Here is a 16,937-nt window from a genome sequence, read left to right on the forward strand (position 1 = left end):
AAATCAGCTCTCGGGTTTGAGGGCCATGGTCAGGCCGGAAAAGATCAAAAAGCCGCCGACACCGCGATTGAGGCGATGCAAGCGTGGTGGTGTAAGCACGTGGCTCATGGCGCGCCCAAGAGCCGCGTAAATGGCGATGGCCGCCACTTCCAGTATGAGAAACAGCGCGCCCAGTATGGCAAATTGCGTCAACAGGTCACCGGATTTGTCGACAAACTGTGGGAAAAAGGCGGTGAACACGGCGATGGCCTTGGGGTTGGCGGCGGCAAAGCTCATGTCGCGGCGCATCAAGGCAAAGACGTTTGTTTGGGCCGAAACGGTTTCGTTTGGCACCGGCGCGGTCCACATTTTGTAGCCCACATAGATCAGATAAGCCGCCCCGAGGTATTTCACCACGATGAGCGCGGCCTCAAAGCTACTGAGCAGGGTCGAGAGCCCGAAGGCCACCAAAGCAATCATCGCTGCAAAGACCGGCAAACGCCCAAATCCACCGAACAGTCCGGGCCAGAACCCCAAACGCGACGCGTTGGAAAAGGCCAACAGGTTGTTGGGCCCCGGCGACAGGTTGAGCGCAAAACAAGCGGGGATAAAGAGGGCGAGAAGGGTCAGGGACATGTTTGCTTTCGCGGGACGGCTACAAAAAACCCGCCGCCCGATATCAGGCGGCGGGTTATGAACGTCAGGGCGTTAGAGGCCCAGCGCGCCTTTGACAGCGGCCATGGAGTCGCCACCGTCCTTGGTGGTCACACCGGCCAACCAACCGTCAAGCGTGGCTGGGTTTGCTTTGAGCCAAGCGGTGGCGGCGGCGTCAGGCTCTTGGCCATCGTCCAAAATCGCACCCATGATTTCGTTTTCCATGGCGAGCGAGAATTCCAGATTGGTCAGAAGCGCACCGACGTTTGGGCATTCAGCTACGTAACCGGCGCGGGTATTAGTGGCCACGGTGGCACCACCCAGATTGGGGCCGAAATAATCGTCACCACCGGTGAGGTAGGTCAGGTCATAGTTGGCGTTCATCGGATGTGGTTCCCACGCGAGGAAAACAACCGGTTCACCTTTGTTATCGGCACGGCCAACTTGCGCCAGCATGCCCTGCTCTGAGCTTTCTTTGACATCAAAGCCCGTCAGGCCAAAGGCGTCAGCCGCAATCATGTCCATGATCAGGCGGTTGCCGTCATTGCCCGCTTCGATGCCGTAAATGGTTTCTTCCAGAGCGTCGCCGGCTTTGGCGATGTCGGCAAAATCTTTGATGCCCAATTCGGCACCGGCGGCATTGGTGGCCAGCGTGTATTTCGCGCCCTCTAGGTTGGTACGCACGGTGTCAACGGTGCCCGCTTCGCGGTAGGGGGCGATGTCGGCTTCCATGGTTGGCATCCAGTTGCCAAGGAACACGTCAATGTCGCCTTTGGCCATCGAGGTGTATGTCACCGGCACAGACAGCACCTTGATGTCGGTCTCATAGCCCAGCGCCTGCAAGACTACGGTGGTTGCGGCGGTGGTGGCGGTGATGTCGGTCCAGCCCACATCCGAGAATGTCACGCTGTCACAGCTGGCGGATGCGGTGCCTGCGGCAACGATCAGCGCCAGTGTCGATGTGGTCAATTTTGTCATGGTCATTGTTATATCTCCCTGGGCGTCTTATTTTGACTGGTCAGTCAATCAACGCAGTTTCCATTAAAAAAGCAACATCAAGTTTGACCTGCCCCTCAAAAGCGGCAGTTTAGAACCCAATGGCGTCATGAAGGGACACTTAGACCATGAACACACTGGTGAACAGGATCGCACAAGGCCGGGGCGATGAAATTGCCGATAAAGTCTTGCGAGGCGGTAAAATTCTTGACCTGATCACCGGCGAGCTATTGAGCGGTGATGTGGCGATATGTGGGGATCGCATTGTTGGCGTTTTTGAAGACTATGACGCCCATGAGATCATCGATGTGAGCGGTACCATTTTAGTCCCCGGCTTTATCGACACGCATTTGCACATCGAATCGTCTTTGGTCACGCCGTTTGAGTTTGATCGCTGTGTCGCCCCGCGCGGGGTGACGACCGCGATTTGTGACCCGCATGAGATCGCCAATGTGATCGGCGCGGCGGGCATTCGCTATTTCCAAGAAGCCTCGCAACACACTTTGATGGACATCAAGGTTCAGTTATCTTCCTGTGTGCCGTCTACCCATATGGAAACCGCCGGGGCCGCCCTTTCGGCCGAAGATTTGGCCCCGCTGCGTGACCACCCATCGGGCCTTGGGTTGGCCGAATTCATGAACTACCCCGGTGTCATCCACCGTGATCCGGGATGTATGGACAAGCTGGCCTTGTTTGAAGATGGTCATATTGATGGGCATTGCCCGCTATTGTCGGGCAAAGACCTTAACGCCTACATCGCCGCAGGCATTCGGACCGAGCACGAAGCAACATCGGCCGAGGAAGCCTTGGAAAAACTGCGCAAGGGTATGCGGGTGCTGATCCGCGAGGGGTCGGTTTCTAAGGACTTACACGCCTTGCAACCGCTTCTAAGCGAACGCACGTCACCCTATATGTGTCTGTGTACGGATGACCGGAATCCGCTCGACATCGGGGAACACGGCCACCTCGACTATATGATCCGCGAGCTGATCCGCCTTGGCACGCCGCCCTTGGCCGCCTATCGCGCCGCGTCCCTTTCCGCCGCCGAGGCCTTTGGCCTGAAAGATCGCGGGATGATCGCACCGGGCAAGCGCGCCGACATCGTTGCGATTGATAGCCTAGAAGGATGTCATGCCAAGCTTGTTCTGGCAGGTGGGGTTGTTGTGAACGACGCCACGTTCGCCGCCCGAAAGGAAATCGCTCCGATAGGGCGCAACTCCGTAAAGGCCCCAAAGGTACAGGCCGCGAGCTTTCGAACTCGCGCAAACCGGGTTGAAACCGATGTGATTGGCATTCGCGAAGGGCAAATTCTCACCGATCATCTCCACGAAGACATTCCGATCGAAGATGGCGATAAACGCCCCGATGTCACCCGCGATCTGGTGCGTATCTCCGTTGTCGAACGGCACGGAAAAAACGGCAACATCGCCACCGGGTTCGTCAAAGGGTTCGGATTGCAGGCTGGGGCAATTGCATCAACCGTTTGCCATGATCACCACAACATTGCCTGCGTCGGCGTCGATTATGACGACATGGCGGTTGCCGCCAATCGCTTGGGCGAGATTGAAGGTGGGTTCGTTGTTGTAAAGGGCGGCAAGGTGTTGGCCGAATTGGCCCTTCCGGTCGCCGGATTGATGAGCCTTCTGAGCTTTGAAGAGGTGCGCGACAAGCTGGTCGATCTGCGCCAAGCGGCACGCGATCTGGGTGTCACACTCGAAGAGCCGTTTTTGCAACTGGCCTTTCTGGCGCTTCCGGTGATCCCCGCTTTGAAGATCACCGATCGCGGTATGGTCGATGTGACCCGGTTCGAAATTATTGGCTAAGGGTCAGGCTGGGCGCTAAAATTCCGTGCACGGAATTTGCAAAAGTTTTGCAAAACTTTTGGTCGCGCCCGTCTCACAGTCGGTTCAACAAATCCGCCGTAGGCCATGCGTCAGCGGGCAGCCCAAGTTTGACCTGAACGTCGCGCACCGCCGCCCGCGTACCAGCACCCAAAATCCCATCAATCTTGCCCACATCATACCCCATGCTTTGCAGCTTGGTTTGCAGGGCTTTCATCTGATCCCCAGACAAGCCTTGTGCGGGATTTCCCGCGTCATAGACCGGGGCCCCTTCTAGACGCGTGCCAAAATAGGCGGCGGTCAAAACATAGGTAAAGCTTTGGTTCCACTCAAAATAGACGCTGAAATTAGGGTAGGCCAAAAAGCTTGGCCCCCCACGCCCTTGCGGCAACAAGATGGACGAGGCCAAACGCCCGTCGTCCAAAACCCCTTGTCGGGCGCGCACGCCCATTTGTTCCCATTCCGCAACCGTATGGGTTGTTTGCAACCCGGCCTTGGACCACTCAAATCCATCCGGCAAAATCACCTCTTGCAGCCATGGCTCGCCCGGACGCCAACCCAGATGAGACAGCATTTTCGCCCCCGACAACAACGCGTCGGCAGGTGACGTTTTGAGGGTTACACGCCCGTCGCCATCCCCATCGACGCCGTTTTCCAAAATGTCCTTCGGCAGCATTTGCACCATGCCAATCTCACCCGCCCAAGCTCCCGTGGTTGTGTCGGGGTCAAAATCGCCTTGCCCATATAGAGACAGCGCCGAAAACACCTGAGGACGGAAAATTTCGGGACGTCGGCAATCATGTGCGAGCGTCACAAGCGCATTGGCGGTGTTGAAGTCACCCTGAAATGACCCGTAGTCGGTTTCAAACGCCCAAAAGGCTAACAAAACCCCCGGCGCTATGCCGTATTCCGATTGGATGCGATCAAAGACCGAGGCATAACTGCGCCCCATCTGACGTCCTTTGTCCAAGCGGCTCTGGCTAATGAGCTTGCGCGAAAAGGTAATGAATGGGTCCTGAAAAATCCCCTGCCTGCGGTCGGCTTTCAACACGCTTGGGCTATGCTGAATACCGTCAAAGAATCGCCGGGTCAGATCCGGGTCATGCCCGCCCGCAACGGCCTCAGCCGCCATATCCGCTTTGAATTGGGCAAAGCTGCCCCCACAGGGCACGTCTTGGGCCGATACGGCCCCGGCCATGACGATTCCTGCTATCGCTACCAGTTTGCGCATCACATCCTCATTTTTCATTTATTGTTCAGACTATCAGCAGGTATTTGCGCGGCAAGGCACTTTCCCGCCGAAGCTCAAATTTGTTCCCGATTTGTCCAAAAACTTTACGTGCCGGTTAACCCTTTGTTAGGGATTCTGAAAGAAACGTAACCTCACTTTTACTCGTATCCAGGAGGCCCACTTGAACGTACTGATAGTGGAAAGCCAAATTCCCCTCGCCAACCTTTGGCTCCGTCACCTGGAACGTTTGGGTGCCGAGGTGTGCATTGCAAGTTCGCAAGAACAGGCTACCGATCTCATCACTGAAACCGCGTTCGATGTCATTGTCTTAGACCTTGTCTTGCAAGAGGGCAGCGCGCTGGCTGTGTCCGATTTTGCCCAATATCGCCGCCCCGCGGCGCGCGTGGTCTTTGTGACCAACTCGAGCTTTTTCTCGGATGGCTCGATCTTTCAGCATTGCGCCAATGCCTGCGCCTTTCTGCCCAGCACCACGCCGCCAAGTGATCTGGCGACGATGGTCGAGCATTACGCGCAGGTTCATTAACGTCAGGCTGCGAAGCGCAGCTCGCGCCCGTGCGGCAGGTTGAAATCCAACACCGGCCCGGTTGGGATGATCTGATGCGGGTTTATCGACGTTTGGCTATAGTGATAGTGGCGGCTGATCTGATCAAAATCCACCGTTTCGGCGACGCCCGGCCATTGGTACAGCTCGCGTAGATAGGCCCAGATGTTGGGGTAATCGACGATCCGCGCCCGGTTGCATTTGAAATGGCCGTGATAGACCAGATCAAACCGAACCAGCGTTGTGAACAATCGCCAATCGGCTTCGGTTAGGCAATTGCACATCAAATATCGATGCGCCGACAGACGTTCTTCGAGCCACTCTAGTGTCTCAAACAATGGCTCTATCGCCTCATCATAGGCCGCCTGTGTCGTCGCAAATCCGGCCTTGTACACCCCGTTATTAAGCGTGTTGTAAATCCGCTCGTTGACCAGTTCGATCTCATCTCGGATTTGTTCGGGCCAATAATCGTCGGTGTTGCCGGTCACGCCGTCAAAGGCGCTATTGAACATGCGAATGATTTCAGAGGATTCATTGGAAACGATGGTTTCCAGTTTCTTGTCCCACAAAATCGGCACGGTCACCCGCCCCGACGCCATTGGATTGGCCTTAAGGTAAATGTCACGGGCAAACGGCACACCGTAAAGCGTATCGCCAGATCCGCCCAAGTCGTCGCTTTGGAATGTCCAACCGTCTTGCAACATATCCGGGTGCACGGTGGACACGGTGATGGCTTCATCCAAACCCTTCAGAGCACGGAAGATCAGGGTGCGGTGTGCCCAAGGACAGGCCATGCTGACATAGAGATGATAGCGCCCGGTCTCTGCCTTGAACCCGGCATCGCCTGTCGGCCCCGCCGATCCATCGGCGGTAATCCAATGACGATACGCCGAATCTTGCCGGACAAAGCGGCCTTTGCTTTTGCCCGTGTCATACCATTGGTCGTGCCATTCGCCGTCGATCAACAGGCCCATGTCAAACTCCTATCTGCTGTTGAGATAGAGGTAACCGCTGTTGATCCGTGCGCAAATAGCCAGCCGCGCGCAGCTTTGGCGCGCCATCGCACGAAACGATTGCGTGATCCGGTCAAATTTACCGCCCGGTGTAGGATTTCCAAATATAGATCAACAGCATCGCACCTAGAACAGCCCCTACAAGGCCCGCAAAAGCCCCCAGCACAGACACGATGAACCGCAACACCAAACCGCCAATTAACGCTCCGGCAATGCCGATGCCAACGGTTTGCAAAACACCGGTTTCAACCTTCATAAACCGCGTCGCCAAAAACCCGGCAGCCGCGCCGACAATCAGCAAAAACACAACTGACATGGCTTATTTCCTCCAATGGGTCGGGACAATGATCAACGCGCCAATCGAGGCCGCAATCGCGTTGAGACCCGGTGATCGAAACCCAAGCCCAAACATCAACTGGACGAAATAGGCCAAGAAGGCCCCACCGATACAGATGATGATGCTTTGCAAGATGCCGTTATGGGTAAAACGACTACGCTCCGAGGCATAGCCAACAATCCCGGCAATCACGACGGTGCCAATAAGGGTCGGGAACATGGGGGCCTCTTTGCGTTTATGTGCCTGTTCTGCGCGTGACTTTAATATAGGAAGGCCGGGGCGCAATCCCAATGACACGACTGAGGGGAAAGCGCGTGTCTCACTCCCCTAGTATCGCCCCCTTGGTCACCGGGTTGCCGCGCAAAAACACGTCGGCATCTTGCGCACCTTTGCCGGCCCGCTGGGCCCGGGTGATTTGGACTGCACCCATCCCACAGGCAATGGTCAAACTGTCGTCAAGCGCTTGCCCCGGTTGTCCAGCCCCATCAACGACACGCGCGCCCAACAATTTGATGCGCTGACCGTTTTGAAGGGTCCATGCACCGGGAAACGGTGACAAGCCGCGAATTTGGCGCGAAATTTGATCGGCACTCCGGGACCAATCAATCGCGGCCTCGACCTTGTCGATCTTGGCGGCATAGGTCACGCCGTCCTCGGGCTGTACCTCTGGCACCAGATCGGGCAAGTGATCCAATGCCTCGCAAATCATCCGCGCGCCCATTTCCGACAACCGGTCATGCAATCCGCCGGTGGTTTCTTCGGTCCCAATCGCCGTTACTTCGCGCAACAAAACCGGCCCGGTATCAAGGCCCGCTTCCATCTGCATGATGCAAATGCCGGTCTCACCGTCGCCTTCAATGATGGCCCGGTGAATAGGGGCCGCCCCGCGCCAGCGCGGCAAAAGCGAGGCGTGGATATTCAAACATCGCATCTTGGGCGCATCCAAAATCACCTGTGGCAGAATCAACCCATAGGCCACAACCACAGCAACATCGGCCTCAAGCGCGGCAAAATCGGCCTGCTCGGCCTCGCCCTTCAGGGACACGGGATGGCGCACCTCGTACCCCATCGCCTCGGCACGCGCATGAACGGCTGTGGGCCGGTCTTTCTTGCCGCGCCCCGCGGGACGTGGCGGCTGACAATAGACGGCGGCAATGTCATGCCCCGCATCGGCCAAAGCGTCGAGCACAGGCACAGAAAAGTCCGGGCTTCCCATAAAGATCACACGCATCCGCTCACCTTTTCATCTCGCCAAATAAACTCCGGGGTGAATTGGCCGTTGGGCCAAGAGGGGCTGGCCCCTCCCCCGGTTGAAAACCGCTACCGCGCCAGTTTCTGCGCCCGTTTGATCAACCGATCCCGTTTGACCTTGGACAGTTTGTCAAAATACATCTTGCCGTTCAAATGGTCGATCTGATGCTGGACCGAGGTGGCCCAAAGCCCGACAAAGTCACGCTCAACCATATCGCCGTTTTGATCCATAAACCGCACCGTCACCGCACGGGGGCGATCAATTGGGGCCGAGACCCCCGGTAGGTTAGGGCTGGCTTCTTCATGCATGCGCAATTGCACCGAGGCGTGCAAAACCTCTGGATTGGCCATGCGGATCGCCTGCCCGCGTTCATCCGAACAATCCACCACCGCAAGGCGCAGCATCTCACCAATTTGCGGCGCGCCAAGACCAACGCCGGGCATGGCATCCATGCTTTCGATCATGTCGGTCCAAATCTGGCGGATGTCATCGGTGATCTCGGTCACAGGCTCGGCAGCGGTCCGAAGGCGCTTGTCAGGCCATTGCAGGAAAGGGCGCACAGTCATGTCAAAGCCTCGTATTCTTTCAATATTCGGGTGCGATTGCCCTGCGACACCCGATCAAAATGCATCTTGCCGTCTAGGTGATCCAACTCGTGCTGGGCACAAATGGCCGCAAACCCGGTAAGTGTCTCGGTAAGGCGGTCACCGTCGGCATTTGTATAGCGCAGCTCGATTTGCGCCGAGCGTTCAACATCAACCAAAACACCGGGCATCGACAGGCAGCCTTCGGGGCCAACCACTGTGTCCTCTGACGCCGCCACAATCTCGGGGTTGAGACAGACCATCGGCGTCTTTTCCCCGTTTTTCCAGCCCACATCCATGACAAACAGCCGCTGCATCACACCAATCTGGGGGGCCGCCAAGCCGCGCCCCGGCGCATCATACATGGTCTCGAACATGTCGCTGATCAGACCCGGATCGGGTGCGGCCACTGCGGCACAGACCTGCGACAAACAGCTATCGGGCCAAGTCAGGACCGGGCGAATACTCACACCCGTGCCCGCTCGCGTTTCAACTTCTGCATTTTGCGGGTGATCATCTGGCGCTTGAGCGGCTTGAGATAATCGATGAACAGCTTGCCGTTCAGATGGTCGATCTCATGCTGGACGCAAGTCGCCCAAAGCCCGTCAAACTCTTCGCTTTGCGCATTGCCGTGCTGATCCATCCACTGCACCTCAACCATTTTTGGGCGGGTGACTTCGGCATATTGATCCGGGATCGACAAACAACCCTCTTCATAGACATTGATCTCATCCGAGCTGGCGACAACTTCGGGGTTGAACATCACCAAGGGGCGCGGCGGTCCGTCCTCTTCCTTGACGCAATCCAAAACGATCAAGCGTTGCAAGATACCGATCTGTGGCGCAGCAAGGCCAATGCCCGGCGCATCATACATGGTTTCAAGCATATCATCGGCCAGTTTGCGCAATTCGTCAGAGGAATCAGCAACCGGGTCGCATAGCTTTTTCAGGCGCGGGTCGGGGTGGATGAGGATAGGACGTTTCATGGCCTGTCACTTAGGCAAATCCAACCCAATGCGCAAGCCAGCCCCCTTGCACCTGCTGCAAATACCGCTAGCGTCGGGCGCAACAGTAACCCTTTCCCCACCCGCCGCGGCACGCTCCAAATTCCGTGCACGGAATTTGCAAATTTCATCGATGAAATTTGGGACAAGACGCAGCGTGGGGCACAACAAGGACGCAACATGAGCCGCTTTGACGAAGAGATCGACCGCTTTGGCACCCATTCCGTAAAATGGGACATGATGGAGAAAATCTATGGCGTTCCTGCCAAAGATGGTTTGTCCATGTGGGTGGCCGATATGGATTTTCGCCCGCCCGCCTGCGTGCAAGACGCTTTGCAGGCCATGCTCGACCACGGCGTCTACGGCTATTTCGGTGACGACAGTGCCTATCTGAACGCCATTTGTTGGTGGATGGAAAACCGGCATGGTTGGAAAGTCGACCCCAAGTCGATTTTCACCACACACGGTTTGGTCAATGGCACCGCTATGTGTGTTCAAACCTACACCAACCCCGGTGATGGTGTTGTCCTATTCACCCCGGTCTATCACGCCTTTGCCCGTGTGATCCGCGCCGCCGGACGCGAAGTGGTTGAATGCCCATTGGCCCAGCGCGACGGCCGCTATGAAATGAACTTCGACGCCTATGATTCGATGATGACCGGCAATGAGCGCATGGTTATCCTGTGCTCGCCCCATAACCCCGGTGGCCGCGTCTGGACCCGCGCCGAGCTTAAAGGCGTTGCCGAATTTGCCCGGCGTCACAACCTGATACTGGTCTCGGACGAAATTCACCACGATCTGGTTATGCCCGGCAACTCCCACATCCCGATGACCCTCGTGGACGACAACGTTTTGGAACGTCTGGTGATGCTCACCGCCACCACCAAAACCTTTAACGTCGCCGGAAGCCATGTCGGCAATGTCATCATCCCCAACGAAGACCTGCGTGCGCGTTTTGCGGCCACGATGGCCGGCATGGGGATGTCGTCCAACTCCTTTGGCCTGTTTATGGCCACCGCCGCCTATTCCCCAGAAGGTGCGGAATGGGTGGATGAATTGGTTCAATACCTTGATGGCAATCGCAAAATCTTTGATGCCGCCGTCAACGCCATTCCGGGCTTGGCCTCGATGGATATGCAATCCACCTACCTCGCTTGGGTCGATTTTGACGGCACAGGTATGACCCGCGACGAGTTCACAACCCGTGTGCAAAAAGACGCCCGGATTGCTGCCAACCTTGGGCCGACCTTTGGTTCAGGTGGCGAAAGCTTCCTGCGGTTCAATTTTGCGACACCACGCACCCGTGTGATCGAAGCTGGTGAACGTCTGCAAAAGGCCTTTGGGGATTTACAATAAGACGGGGGGGTAATTACCCGCTTAATCCCCACTTAATCCTGGCGGGGTGGACGCGGCTTATACGTTGGCATCGACCACCCCCAAACCAATGACCCGGCGCGCAGGGCAAAGGTGAGACAGGCGCAGAGCAAGCTCGCCACTGGCGCGCCGACAATCGGGGCAAACAAAAGCGCCAAAGACCCGACCAAGGCGCAGGTCACATAAAGCTCGCCCTGTTTGAGCACCAAAGGCACCTCATTGGCGACAACGTCACGCATCAATCCCCCGGCGCATCCCGTTGCAACGCCCATAACCAAAATGATCGTACCGGGTTGCCCCATCGCCTGAGCAACGCCCGCCCCGGCGGCCACCGCAACGCCTAGCGCCGCCGCATCAAGCCATAGGATCGCGCGGTACCGGCTTTCGAGCATATGCGCCGTGAAAAACACCAAGATCGCCGCACCACAGGCCACGGCCAGATAGGTTGGGCTATCGATCCAGATCGGGGTGCGATCAAGTAGTAGATCGCGCAAGGTACCGCCCCCCAGCCCCGTCAAACAGGCAAAGAAACCAAACCCAATCAGGTCAAGTTGGGCACGACTGGCCACCAAGGCTCCGGTCAAGGCAAAGACCAAAACCGCCGCGTGGTCGAGTATTGAGATTACGGTCATGCCCTCTCCCTCGCGCTCTTTTCGGGCCTCTTAGGATTTGCCCGGTTTGAACGGTGCCATGCCTTCGCGCGCCAACTCATCGGCGCGCTCGTTTTCGGCGTGGCCCGCGTGGCCCTTGATCCATTTCCACGTCACGTCGTGGCGCACCTGCGCTTCGTCCAGCCGCTGCCATAGATCGACATTCTTGACCGGTTTCTTGGCCGCGGTTTTCCAGCCATTGCGCTTCCACCCATGGATCCAACCGGTTACGCCGTTTTTGACATAGGCGCTATCGGTCACCACGGTCAAAGACGACGGTTTGGCCAATGTTTCCAAGGCCATGATCGCCGCCATCAATTCCATACGGTTGTTGGTGGTTTCGGCCTCGCCGCCGTTTAGCGTCCGCTCTTTGAGGATGCTTTCGCCATCCTTGGCAAAGAGCAAAACACCCCAGCCGCCGGGGCCGGGATTCCCAGAGCAAGCTCCGTCAGTATAGGCATAGAGATCAGGCATAAGCGGTCATCAAAATATAAGGGTCATCGGTTCCAGCAAGGCCTTTGCCCGTGCCGTGAACCGCTTCAATAGCAGTGAACCCAGCCTGTGCAAGCCTCTCGCGCAACTCCTCTTCGGAATAGTAGCTATAAAACCGGCCCAGCGCGTCGCGTTCTTCGCCTTGGCCAAGTTTCATACCCAAGAACAGCACACCTCCGGGGCGCAAAGCGCGATGCACCGCCGCCACATGGCGCGGAAACTCGGTTCGCGGCGCATGAAGGAGTGAGAAGCTTGCCCAAACTGCATCATATGCGGCTTGCTCGGTCACATCGTCAAAACGGCCCAGCCGGGCGTCGACGCCCAGCGCCTTGGCGGCGGATACAAATTCCGGTGTTGCGTCAATCGCCGAAACCCGATGCCCGGCCTCCATCATCTCGGCGGCGTGCAAACCGGGGCCACATCCCAAGTCAAGAATATGCGATTGCGGTGGTAACTTTTCCAAGAACCCCGCCAAAGCCTCGGCTTGGGTGCCCGTCACCGGAACAGACACGTATTCGTCAACCCGTTCACCATAGACGTCGAGGGTGGTCTTATCCGTCATCAGGCGCGCTCCAACGCCAAACGCCCAGCCAGAGCGGCAAAAACAGCCGCAAAGGAGCGGTTCAGCCACCGCATCACCCGCTCGCTCCCCAAGAGCCAGCGACGCGCCAGCGCGGCAAAGGCACCATAGGCGGCGAAAATCCCAAAGGTCATCGCCATAAACACCCCGCCCAACACGGTCATCTCAAGGCTTGCGGTTGCCGGGTTGCCGGACAAGAACGGCGGCAAAAGAGCAAGGAAAAATATCGACAGCTTTGGGTTCAAGATGTTGATCAACGCGGCACGGCGGGCGATGCGCCAAGCCGGTTCGGCGCTCTTCTCCGCACTTAGGCTAAGCGCGCCACCCGAGCGCAGGCTTTGCCATGCCAGCCAGAGCAGATACGCCACCCCGGCAAACTTTACGATGTTGAAAGCAACAGCTGAGGCATGCAAGACCGCCGCCAAACCCAAGGTCGCAGCAAGCAGATGCGGTACAATTCCAAGCGTACAGCCAAAAGCCGCCGCAAGAGAGGGGCCACGCCCCTGCCCCAAACCAATTGCCAGCGTATATAGAACGCCGGTGCCCGGCGCGAGAACCACAACAAATGCGGTCAATAGGAACTGTAGTGAAATCATCAATCGCCTCCCGAACGTTAGACCTAACGTACGGTGGCGCAAGGAATTGCCAAGCCTTTTTCTGCAGTCTACCCAACGCTGCAGCACCGAAGATGACAAACAGGCGGACACCCCCGCCCCAATTGATCACAAGGATGCCCTATCAGGCTCCTTATCGGGTATCACAGGGTTTACGCCCCTGTGATCATGTCGCCCCTCCGGGCACGGCGCCGATCTTCTCTTTTTCACGAGCCATACCAACGGCTACCCATCCCCTTCCCCCGCCAGCCTATCGCTGATGCGGGCCGCTCCCTGTGCGCGCGCCAAGCCACCCCGATTTGTTCGGAGCGCAGGGGCGGGCGGGTGGGCTGTGCTGCGAAGAAAGCGGGGTGGCTTGGGTCTAAGCTTACTGGCGCAACACCCGTGGCACTTTGAACTCAACATTCTCTTCGGCGGTTTCCACCAGTTCGACGCGCAGATCAAACCGCGCCCGAAAGGCATCAATCACCTCTTCGATCAACACTTCTGGCGCAGAGGCCCCGGCCGTAATCCCAACCGATCCGATATTCCCCAATGCGCGCCAATCAATGTCGGTGGCCCGCTGAACAAGCTGCGCATAGTCACAGCCATTCTTGCGCGCCACTTCAACCAAGCGCTTGGAGTTTGACGAATTGGGGGCCCCAACCACCAGCAAAGCATCACAATCCGGTGCAATGGCTTTGACCGCCTCTTGGCGGTTTGTGGTGGCGTAACAAATGTCTTCTTTGTGCGGCCCAACAATCGCCGGGAACCGTTTGTTCAACGCCGCGACGATGCCTTTGGTGTCATCAACCGACAAAGTGGTTTGCGTGACAAAGGCCAAACGCGTGGGGTCGCGCACCTCAACCGTCTCAACATCGGCTTCGGTCTCAACCAACAAAACCTCACCATCGGGCAACTGGCCCATGGTGCCGACGGTTTCGGGATGTCCCTCATGGCCGATCATAATCATCTGCAACCCGGCTTCGGCATGGCGTTGCGCTTCGATATGCACTTTGGACACCAAAGGGCAGGTCGCATCGACAAAGACCATTTTGCGCCGCGATGCCTCGGCGGGTACCGATTTCGGCACCCCATGAGCGGAAAAGATCACCGGGCGATCATCGGGGCATTCTTCAAGCTCTTCGACAAACACCGCCCCTTTGGCGCGCAGATCATCGACGACGTATTTGTTGTGCACGATCTCATGGCGCACATAAACCGGAGCGCCCCATTTCTCGATCGCCATTTCGACAATCTTGATCGCCCGGTCAACACCTGCGCAAAAGCCACGCGGTGCCGCGAGGTATAGGGTCAGAGCTTGGGTCATGGCGTCACTCCTAAACGTCATCCTGTTCAAAACGACCTATAGACAATGTGGGTGCATCGTCCAGCCCGACAACCCAACGATGTCACGTTTTCGTGTCTTGACCTTCCACCGACTGGAAGAGCGATCACCTCTCAAAAAGGACAACTCTATGACCCGAACTTTGCGCTTTTCTCTTGTTGGGTTGGCCGTTATCGGCGGCATCGCCACAGCGGCCTATCTTTGGCAAAGCGACCCTGCGAACGCCAATGGGCTTTTGCCCTATCAAGACGCTGATCGCATCGCCAAGGGCGCAGACATCTACGAAGACGCCTGTGCCTCTTGTCACGGGGATCAATTACAAGGTGAACCCAATTGGCGCGAACGGGACGCCGACGGCTATTTGCCCGCGCCGCCCCATGATGAAACCGGGCATACGTGGCACCATCCAGATGCCCAATTAATCCAGATCGTCGCGTTGGGAACGGAGGCCATTGTTGGCAACGGATATCAATCCAAAATGATTGGGTTTGCTGACAGTCTTGAACCGCACGACATTGTCGATGTCTTGGCTTTTATCAAAAGCACATGGCCCGATCACATCATCCTTCGCCACAACGACTTCAACACCCGCGCAGGCCAATAAAGCGCTAATAACCCTGGTGCAAGGTCCGCAAATGCTAAAAAGGCCGCCCAAAATCTGAGCGGCCTTTTCTAATTTTCAGTTTGGATCAGTTCATTCCAAAGAAGAACCGAAGCAGACGTTTATTGACCAGTCGCCACTTCGAAGCTGCGCTCAATCGGGTTCTCACGAGGAGGGCGCCCGATGACATCGCGTAGCTCATCCAGTTCGATAAAATTATCGCACTGGCGGCGCAGTTCATCAGCAATCATCGGCGGCTGGCTGCGAATGGTTGAGACAACCGATACGCGTACGCCCTGACGCTGCAATGATTCGATCAGCGGGCGGAAATCACCATCCCCGGAGAACAAAACGATGTGGTCCACTCGTGGGGCCAGCTCCATTGCGTCAACGGTCAGCTCGATATCCATGTTGCCTTTGACCTTACGGCGGCCCTGGGCATCAGTGTATTCCTTGGCCGGTTTGGTGACCATGGTGAAACCGTTGTAGTGCAGCCAATCAACCAATGGGCGGATCGGCGAATATTCGTCATTTTCGAGCAAGGCCGTGTAGTAAAATGCACGAACCATTTTACCGCGGCGAGCGAATTCCTGGCGCAGCAGCTTGTAATCGATATCGAACCCAAGCGCTTTGGCTGCAGCATATAAGTTCGATCCATCGATGAACAGCGCCAGCCGTTCGTCTTTGTAGAACATCGAAAAGTCCTTTCATGTAATGCAATCCGCCAAAAAGTGTGTGAGTGAGTGTGAGTGATGCGGATCAGATCAGATACAGTAAAGAATATAGGTGCAGGTGCAAGAACCCGAACCTGTGCAAAAGGATAGACGGAACTGTTCCATGGTACAAGATTTCTTAATTGCACTGGGGTCAAACCTCGGTGATGGCCAGAATAACCCATTGAAAACAGTGGGAAGTGCGATTTTTGAATTGGCACATCGCAAATATACGATACGTAGCGTCAGTCGTTTTTTTTCGACACCTTGCTTTCCTGCAGGGACAGGACCGGACTATATCAATGCGTGTATAACCATCTCTTGCCAGCATTCTGCCAAGACAGTTTTGCAGCATCTACACGACATCGAAGCCGCGTTTGGACGCGAACGGGTTCAGCGTTGGGGTAGCCGAACACTGGATCTTGACCTAGTCGCGATGGGCGACACTGTGATGCCGTCTAACCGGGTTCATGCCATGTGGCGCGACCTGCCGCTAGAAGATCAAAAAATCCGCGCACCTGATGAATTGATCCTACCGCATCCCCGGATGCATGAGCGTGCTTTCGTATTGGTTCCCCTCTGTGACATTGCCCCAAATTGGCGACATCCGGTCTTGGGAACCACAGTGCGCGACATGGTTGACGCCCTGCCCCAAGCGATGCGCGACGAGGTTCAGCCGATCTAATCCGATTTGGCTTGTCAAGCCCTTAGAGCCACGCTAAAAGCGCAACTTCGTATACACCCAATAAAGGTAGTCGCCACATGGCCCGCGTGACCGTTGAAGATTGCGTTGACAAGGTTCCCAACCGGTTTGAACTGGTGATGCTTGCCGCCCACCGGGCGCGCGAAGTGTCTGCTGGTGCAGCGATAACTGTGGATCGTGACAACGATAAAAACCCCGTTGTTGCCCTGCGCGAAATCGCAGAAGAAACACAGTCGGTCGAAGAACTGCGTGAACGTTTGATCGAATCGAACCAGACACAGATCGAAGTTGACGAACCAGAAGAAGACGCCATGGCGCTTTTGATGGGGGCTGAACAGGACAAGCCGCAAGACGACGACATGTCCGAAGAGAAATTGCTGCGCGCCCTGATGGAAGCGCAAGGTCAGGGTTAACCTGACAATTGGGGGATA

At 56.6% G+C, this 16,937-nt stretch carries 22 protein-coding genes; 6 read left to right on the top strand and 16 right to left on the bottom strand.

The genetic code is table 11. The annotated features are described in order from the left end of the window. Positions 1-3 precede the first annotated feature (3 nt). Both Q1A43_RS16375 and choX read right to left on the bottom strand, forming a co-directional pair. Positions 4-615, bottom strand: coding sequence for a LysE family translocator (locus Q1A43_RS16375; protein ID WP_299936907.1), 612 nt, complete (start codon positions 613-615; stop codon positions 4-6). Between the two features lie 72 nt (positions 616-687). Further along, entirely contained in the window at positions 688-1,611 is a 924-nt protein-coding gene (choX, locus tag Q1A43_RS16380) for a choline ABC transporter substrate-binding protein (RefSeq protein ID WP_299937027.1), read from the bottom strand. Between the two features lie 146 nt (positions 1,612-1,757). Here choX and ade point away from each other — a divergent pair, with 146 nt between their 5' ends. Then, on the top strand, positions 1,758-3,452 hold the full coding sequence (gene ade, locus Q1A43_RS16385; protein WP_299936909.1) for an adenine deaminase: 1,695 nt from the start codon (positions 1,758-1,760) through the stop codon (positions 3,450-3,452). Positions 3,453-3,525: 73 nt separating this feature from the next. On the opposite strand, the gene Q1A43_RS16390 is transcribed toward ade, so the two are convergent. Beyond that, the gene (locus Q1A43_RS16390) at positions 3,526-4,701 is read right to left on the bottom strand and encodes a lytic murein transglycosylase (protein WP_299936911.1); all 1,176 of its coding nucleotides are present in this window, start codon (positions 4,699-4,701) and stop codon (positions 3,526-3,528) included. A 181-nt stretch (positions 4,702-4,882) separates the two neighbouring features. Between Q1A43_RS16390 and Q1A43_RS16395 the strand changes: the two genes are divergently transcribed. Continuing rightward, positions 4,883-5,245, top strand: a complete 363-nt coding sequence (locus Q1A43_RS16395; RefSeq protein WP_299922510.1) for a hypothetical protein — start codon at positions 4,883-4,885, stop codon at positions 5,243-5,245. Between the two features lie 2 nt (positions 5,246-5,247). On the opposite strand, the gene Q1A43_RS16400 is transcribed toward Q1A43_RS16395, so the two are convergent. The 7 genes from Q1A43_RS16400 to def (Q1A43_RS16430) all read right to left on the bottom strand — a co-directional run bounded on the left by Q1A43_RS16400 (position 5,248) and on the right by def (Q1A43_RS16430) (position 9,434). Beyond that, positions 5,248-6,237 (bottom strand): glutathione S-transferase family protein, encoded by a 990-nt coding sequence (locus tag Q1A43_RS16400; RefSeq protein ID WP_299936913.1) that lies wholly within the window; start codon positions 6,235-6,237, stop codon positions 5,248-5,250. A 118-nt stretch (positions 6,238-6,355) separates the two neighbouring features. Next, a complete protein-coding gene (locus tag Q1A43_RS16405) occupies positions 6,356-6,592 on the bottom strand; it encodes a GlsB/YeaQ/YmgE family stress response membrane protein (RefSeq protein ID WP_299936916.1) in 237 nt (78 codons plus the stop codon). Between the two features lie 3 nt (positions 6,593-6,595). Next, positions 6,596-6,832, bottom strand: coding sequence for a hypothetical protein (locus Q1A43_RS16410; protein WP_299922504.1), 237 nt, complete (start codon positions 6,830-6,832; stop codon positions 6,596-6,598). A 100-nt stretch (positions 6,833-6,932) separates the two neighbouring features. Further along, the gene (fmt, locus tag Q1A43_RS16415; protein WP_299936919.1) at positions 6,933-7,844 is read right to left on the bottom strand and encodes a methionyl-tRNA formyltransferase; all 912 of its coding nucleotides are present in this window, start codon (positions 7,842-7,844) and stop codon (positions 6,933-6,935) included. Between the two features lie 89 nt (positions 7,845-7,933). Beyond that, positions 7,934-8,431 (bottom strand): peptide deformylase, encoded by a 498-nt coding sequence (gene def, locus Q1A43_RS16420; protein ID WP_299936922.1) that lies wholly within the window; start codon positions 8,429-8,431, stop codon positions 7,934-7,936. Beyond that, a complete protein-coding gene (gene def / locus Q1A43_RS16425; protein ID WP_299936925.1) occupies positions 8,428-8,919 on the bottom strand; it encodes a peptide deformylase in 492 nt (163 codons plus the stop codon). The genes def (Q1A43_RS16420) and def (Q1A43_RS16425) overlap by 4 nt, the downstream gene beginning before the upstream one ends. Continuing rightward, on the bottom strand, positions 8,916-9,434 hold the full coding sequence (gene def, locus Q1A43_RS16430) for a peptide deformylase (protein WP_299936929.1): 519 nt from the start codon (positions 9,432-9,434) through the stop codon (positions 8,916-8,918). The genes def (Q1A43_RS16425) and def (Q1A43_RS16430) overlap by 4 nt, the downstream gene beginning before the upstream one ends. A 198-nt stretch (positions 9,435-9,632) precedes the next feature. Between def (Q1A43_RS16430) and Q1A43_RS16435 the strand changes: the two genes are divergently transcribed. Further along, positions 9,633-10,808, top strand: a complete 1,176-nt coding sequence (locus tag Q1A43_RS16435) for a MalY/PatB family protein (protein ID WP_299936932.1) — start codon at positions 9,633-9,635, stop codon at positions 10,806-10,808. 32 nt (positions 10,809-10,840) lie between these two features. Here the strand turns inward: Q1A43_RS16435 and Q1A43_RS16440 are convergent, their stop codons facing one another. The 5 genes from Q1A43_RS16440 to ispH form a co-directional block, all read right to left on the bottom strand. After that, positions 10,841-11,458, bottom strand: coding sequence for a trimeric intracellular cation channel family protein (locus Q1A43_RS16440; RefSeq protein WP_299936935.1), 618 nt, complete (start codon positions 11,456-11,458; stop codon positions 10,841-10,843). Positions 11,459-11,488: 30 nt separating this feature from the next. Continuing rightward, positions 11,489-11,950: a ribonuclease HI gene (gene rnhA / locus Q1A43_RS16445; RefSeq protein WP_299922490.1), complete on the bottom strand. Its 462-nt coding sequence runs from the start codon at positions 11,948-11,950 to the stop codon at positions 11,489-11,491. Continuing rightward, complete coding sequence (locus Q1A43_RS16450; RefSeq protein ID WP_299936938.1) at positions 11,943-12,530, bottom strand: class I SAM-dependent methyltransferase; 588 nt, start codon at positions 12,528-12,530, stop codon at positions 11,943-11,945. The genes rnhA and Q1A43_RS16450 overlap by 8 nt, the downstream gene beginning before the upstream one ends. Next, the gene (locus tag Q1A43_RS16455) at positions 12,530-13,144 is read right to left on the bottom strand and encodes a LysE family translocator (protein ID WP_299936941.1); all 615 of its coding nucleotides are present in this window, start codon (positions 13,142-13,144) and stop codon (positions 12,530-12,532) included. The genes Q1A43_RS16450 and Q1A43_RS16455 overlap by 1 nt, the downstream gene beginning before the upstream one ends. 385 nt (positions 13,145-13,529) lie before the next feature. Further along, positions 13,530-14,471 carry a 4-hydroxy-3-methylbut-2-enyl diphosphate reductase gene (gene ispH / locus Q1A43_RS16460; protein WP_299936944.1) on the bottom strand — a complete coding sequence of 314 codons (942 nt, stop codon included), beginning with the start codon at positions 14,469-14,471 and terminating at the stop codon, positions 13,530-13,532. Positions 14,472-14,619: 148 nt separating this feature from the next. Here ispH and Q1A43_RS16465 point away from each other — a divergent pair, with 148 nt between their 5' ends. Then, positions 14,620-15,093 (top strand): cytochrome c, encoded by a 474-nt coding sequence (locus Q1A43_RS16465; RefSeq protein ID WP_299936947.1) that lies wholly within the window; start codon positions 14,620-14,622, stop codon positions 15,091-15,093. A 119-nt stretch (positions 15,094-15,212) separates the two neighbouring features. On the opposite strand, the gene Q1A43_RS16470 is transcribed toward Q1A43_RS16465, so the two are convergent. Next, entirely contained in the window at positions 15,213-15,785 is a 573-nt protein-coding gene (locus Q1A43_RS16470) for an NYN domain-containing protein (protein ID WP_299922480.1), read from the bottom strand. A gap of 142 nt (positions 15,786-15,927) precedes the next feature. Between Q1A43_RS16470 and folK the strand changes: the two genes are divergently transcribed. Together folK and rpoZ are read left to right on the top strand one after the other, a co-directional pair. After that, complete coding sequence (gene folK / locus Q1A43_RS16475) at positions 15,928-16,488, top strand: 2-amino-4-hydroxy-6-hydroxymethyldihydropteridine diphosphokinase (RefSeq protein WP_299936949.1); 561 nt, start codon at positions 15,928-15,930, stop codon at positions 16,486-16,488. Positions 16,489-16,565: 77 nt separating this feature from the next. Then, positions 16,566-16,919 (top strand): DNA-directed RNA polymerase subunit omega, encoded by a 354-nt coding sequence (gene rpoZ, locus Q1A43_RS16480; protein WP_099242972.1) that lies wholly within the window; start codon positions 16,566-16,568, stop codon positions 16,917-16,919. Positions 16,920-16,937: the final 18 nt, after the last annotated feature.

The organism is uncultured Pelagimonas sp. (assembly GCF_947498515.1).
In the GTDB taxonomy this organism is placed as follows: domain Bacteria; phylum Pseudomonadota; class Alphaproteobacteria; order Rhodobacterales; family Rhodobacteraceae; genus Pelagimonas.

Coding starts and splice junctions, on each gene's coding strand:
- folK (WP_299936949.1), top strand. CDS start 15,928: ATGGTACAAGATTTCTTAATTGCACTGGGGTCAAACCTCGGTGATGGC.
- fmt (WP_299936919.1), bottom strand. CDS start 7,844: ATGCGTGTGATCTTTATGGGAAGCCCGGACTTTTCTGTGCCTGTGCTC.
- Q1A43_RS16375 (WP_299936907.1), bottom strand. CDS start 615: ATGTCCCTGACCCTTCTCGCCCTCTTTATCCCCGCTTGTTTTGCGCTC.
- Q1A43_RS16465 (WP_299936947.1), top strand. CDS start 14,620: ATGACCCGAACTTTGCGCTTTTCTCTTGTTGGGTTGGCCGTTATCGGC.
- ade (WP_299936909.1), top strand. CDS start 1,758: ATGAACACACTGGTGAACAGGATCGCACAAGGCCGGGGCGATGAAATT.
- Q1A43_RS16470 (WP_299922480.1), bottom strand. CDS start 15,785: ATGTTCTACAAAGACGAACGGCTGGCGCTGTTCATCGATGGATCGAAC.
- Q1A43_RS16410 (WP_299922504.1), bottom strand. CDS start 6,832: ATGTTCCCGACCCTTATTGGCACCGTCGTGATTGCCGGGATTGTTGGC.
- Q1A43_RS16400 (WP_299936913.1), bottom strand. CDS start 6,237: ATGGGCCTGTTGATCGACGGCGAATGGCACGACCAATGGTATGACACG.
- Q1A43_RS16440 (WP_299936935.1), bottom strand. CDS start 11,458: ATGACCGTAATCTCAATACTCGACCACGCGGCGGTTTTGGTCTTTGCC.
- Q1A43_RS16405 (WP_299936916.1), bottom strand. CDS start 6,592: ATGTCAGTTGTGTTTTTGCTGATTGTCGGCGCGGCTGCCGGGTTTTTG.
- def (WP_299936922.1), bottom strand. CDS start 8,431: ATGACTGTGCGCCCTTTCCTGCAATGGCCTGACAAGCGCCTTCGGACC.
- choX (WP_299937027.1), bottom strand. CDS start 1,611: ATGACAAAATTGACCACATCGACACTGGCGCTGATCGTTGCCGCAGGC.
- Q1A43_RS16455 (WP_299936941.1), bottom strand. CDS start 13,144: ATGATTTCACTACAGTTCCTATTGACCGCATTTGTTGTGGTTCTCGCG.
- Q1A43_RS16450 (WP_299936938.1), bottom strand. CDS start 12,530: ATGACGGATAAGACCACCCTCGACGTCTATGGTGAACGGGTTGACGAA.
- def (WP_299936929.1), bottom strand. CDS start 9,434: ATGAAACGTCCTATCCTCATCCACCCCGACCCGCGCCTGAAAAAGCTA.
- rnhA (WP_299922490.1), bottom strand. CDS start 11,950: ATGCCTGATCTCTATGCCTATACTGACGGAGCTTGCTCTGGGAATCCC.
- Q1A43_RS16435 (WP_299936932.1), top strand. CDS start 9,633: ATGAGCCGCTTTGACGAAGAGATCGACCGCTTTGGCACCCATTCCGTA.
- rpoZ (WP_099242972.1), top strand. CDS start 16,566: ATGGCCCGCGTGACCGTTGAAGATTGCGTTGACAAGGTTCCCAACCGG.
- ispH (WP_299936944.1), bottom strand. CDS start 14,471: ATGACCCAAGCTCTGACCCTATACCTCGCGGCACCGCGTGGCTTTTGC.
- Q1A43_RS16390 (WP_299936911.1), bottom strand. CDS start 4,701: ATGCGCAAACTGGTAGCGATAGCAGGAATCGTCATGGCCGGGGCCGTA.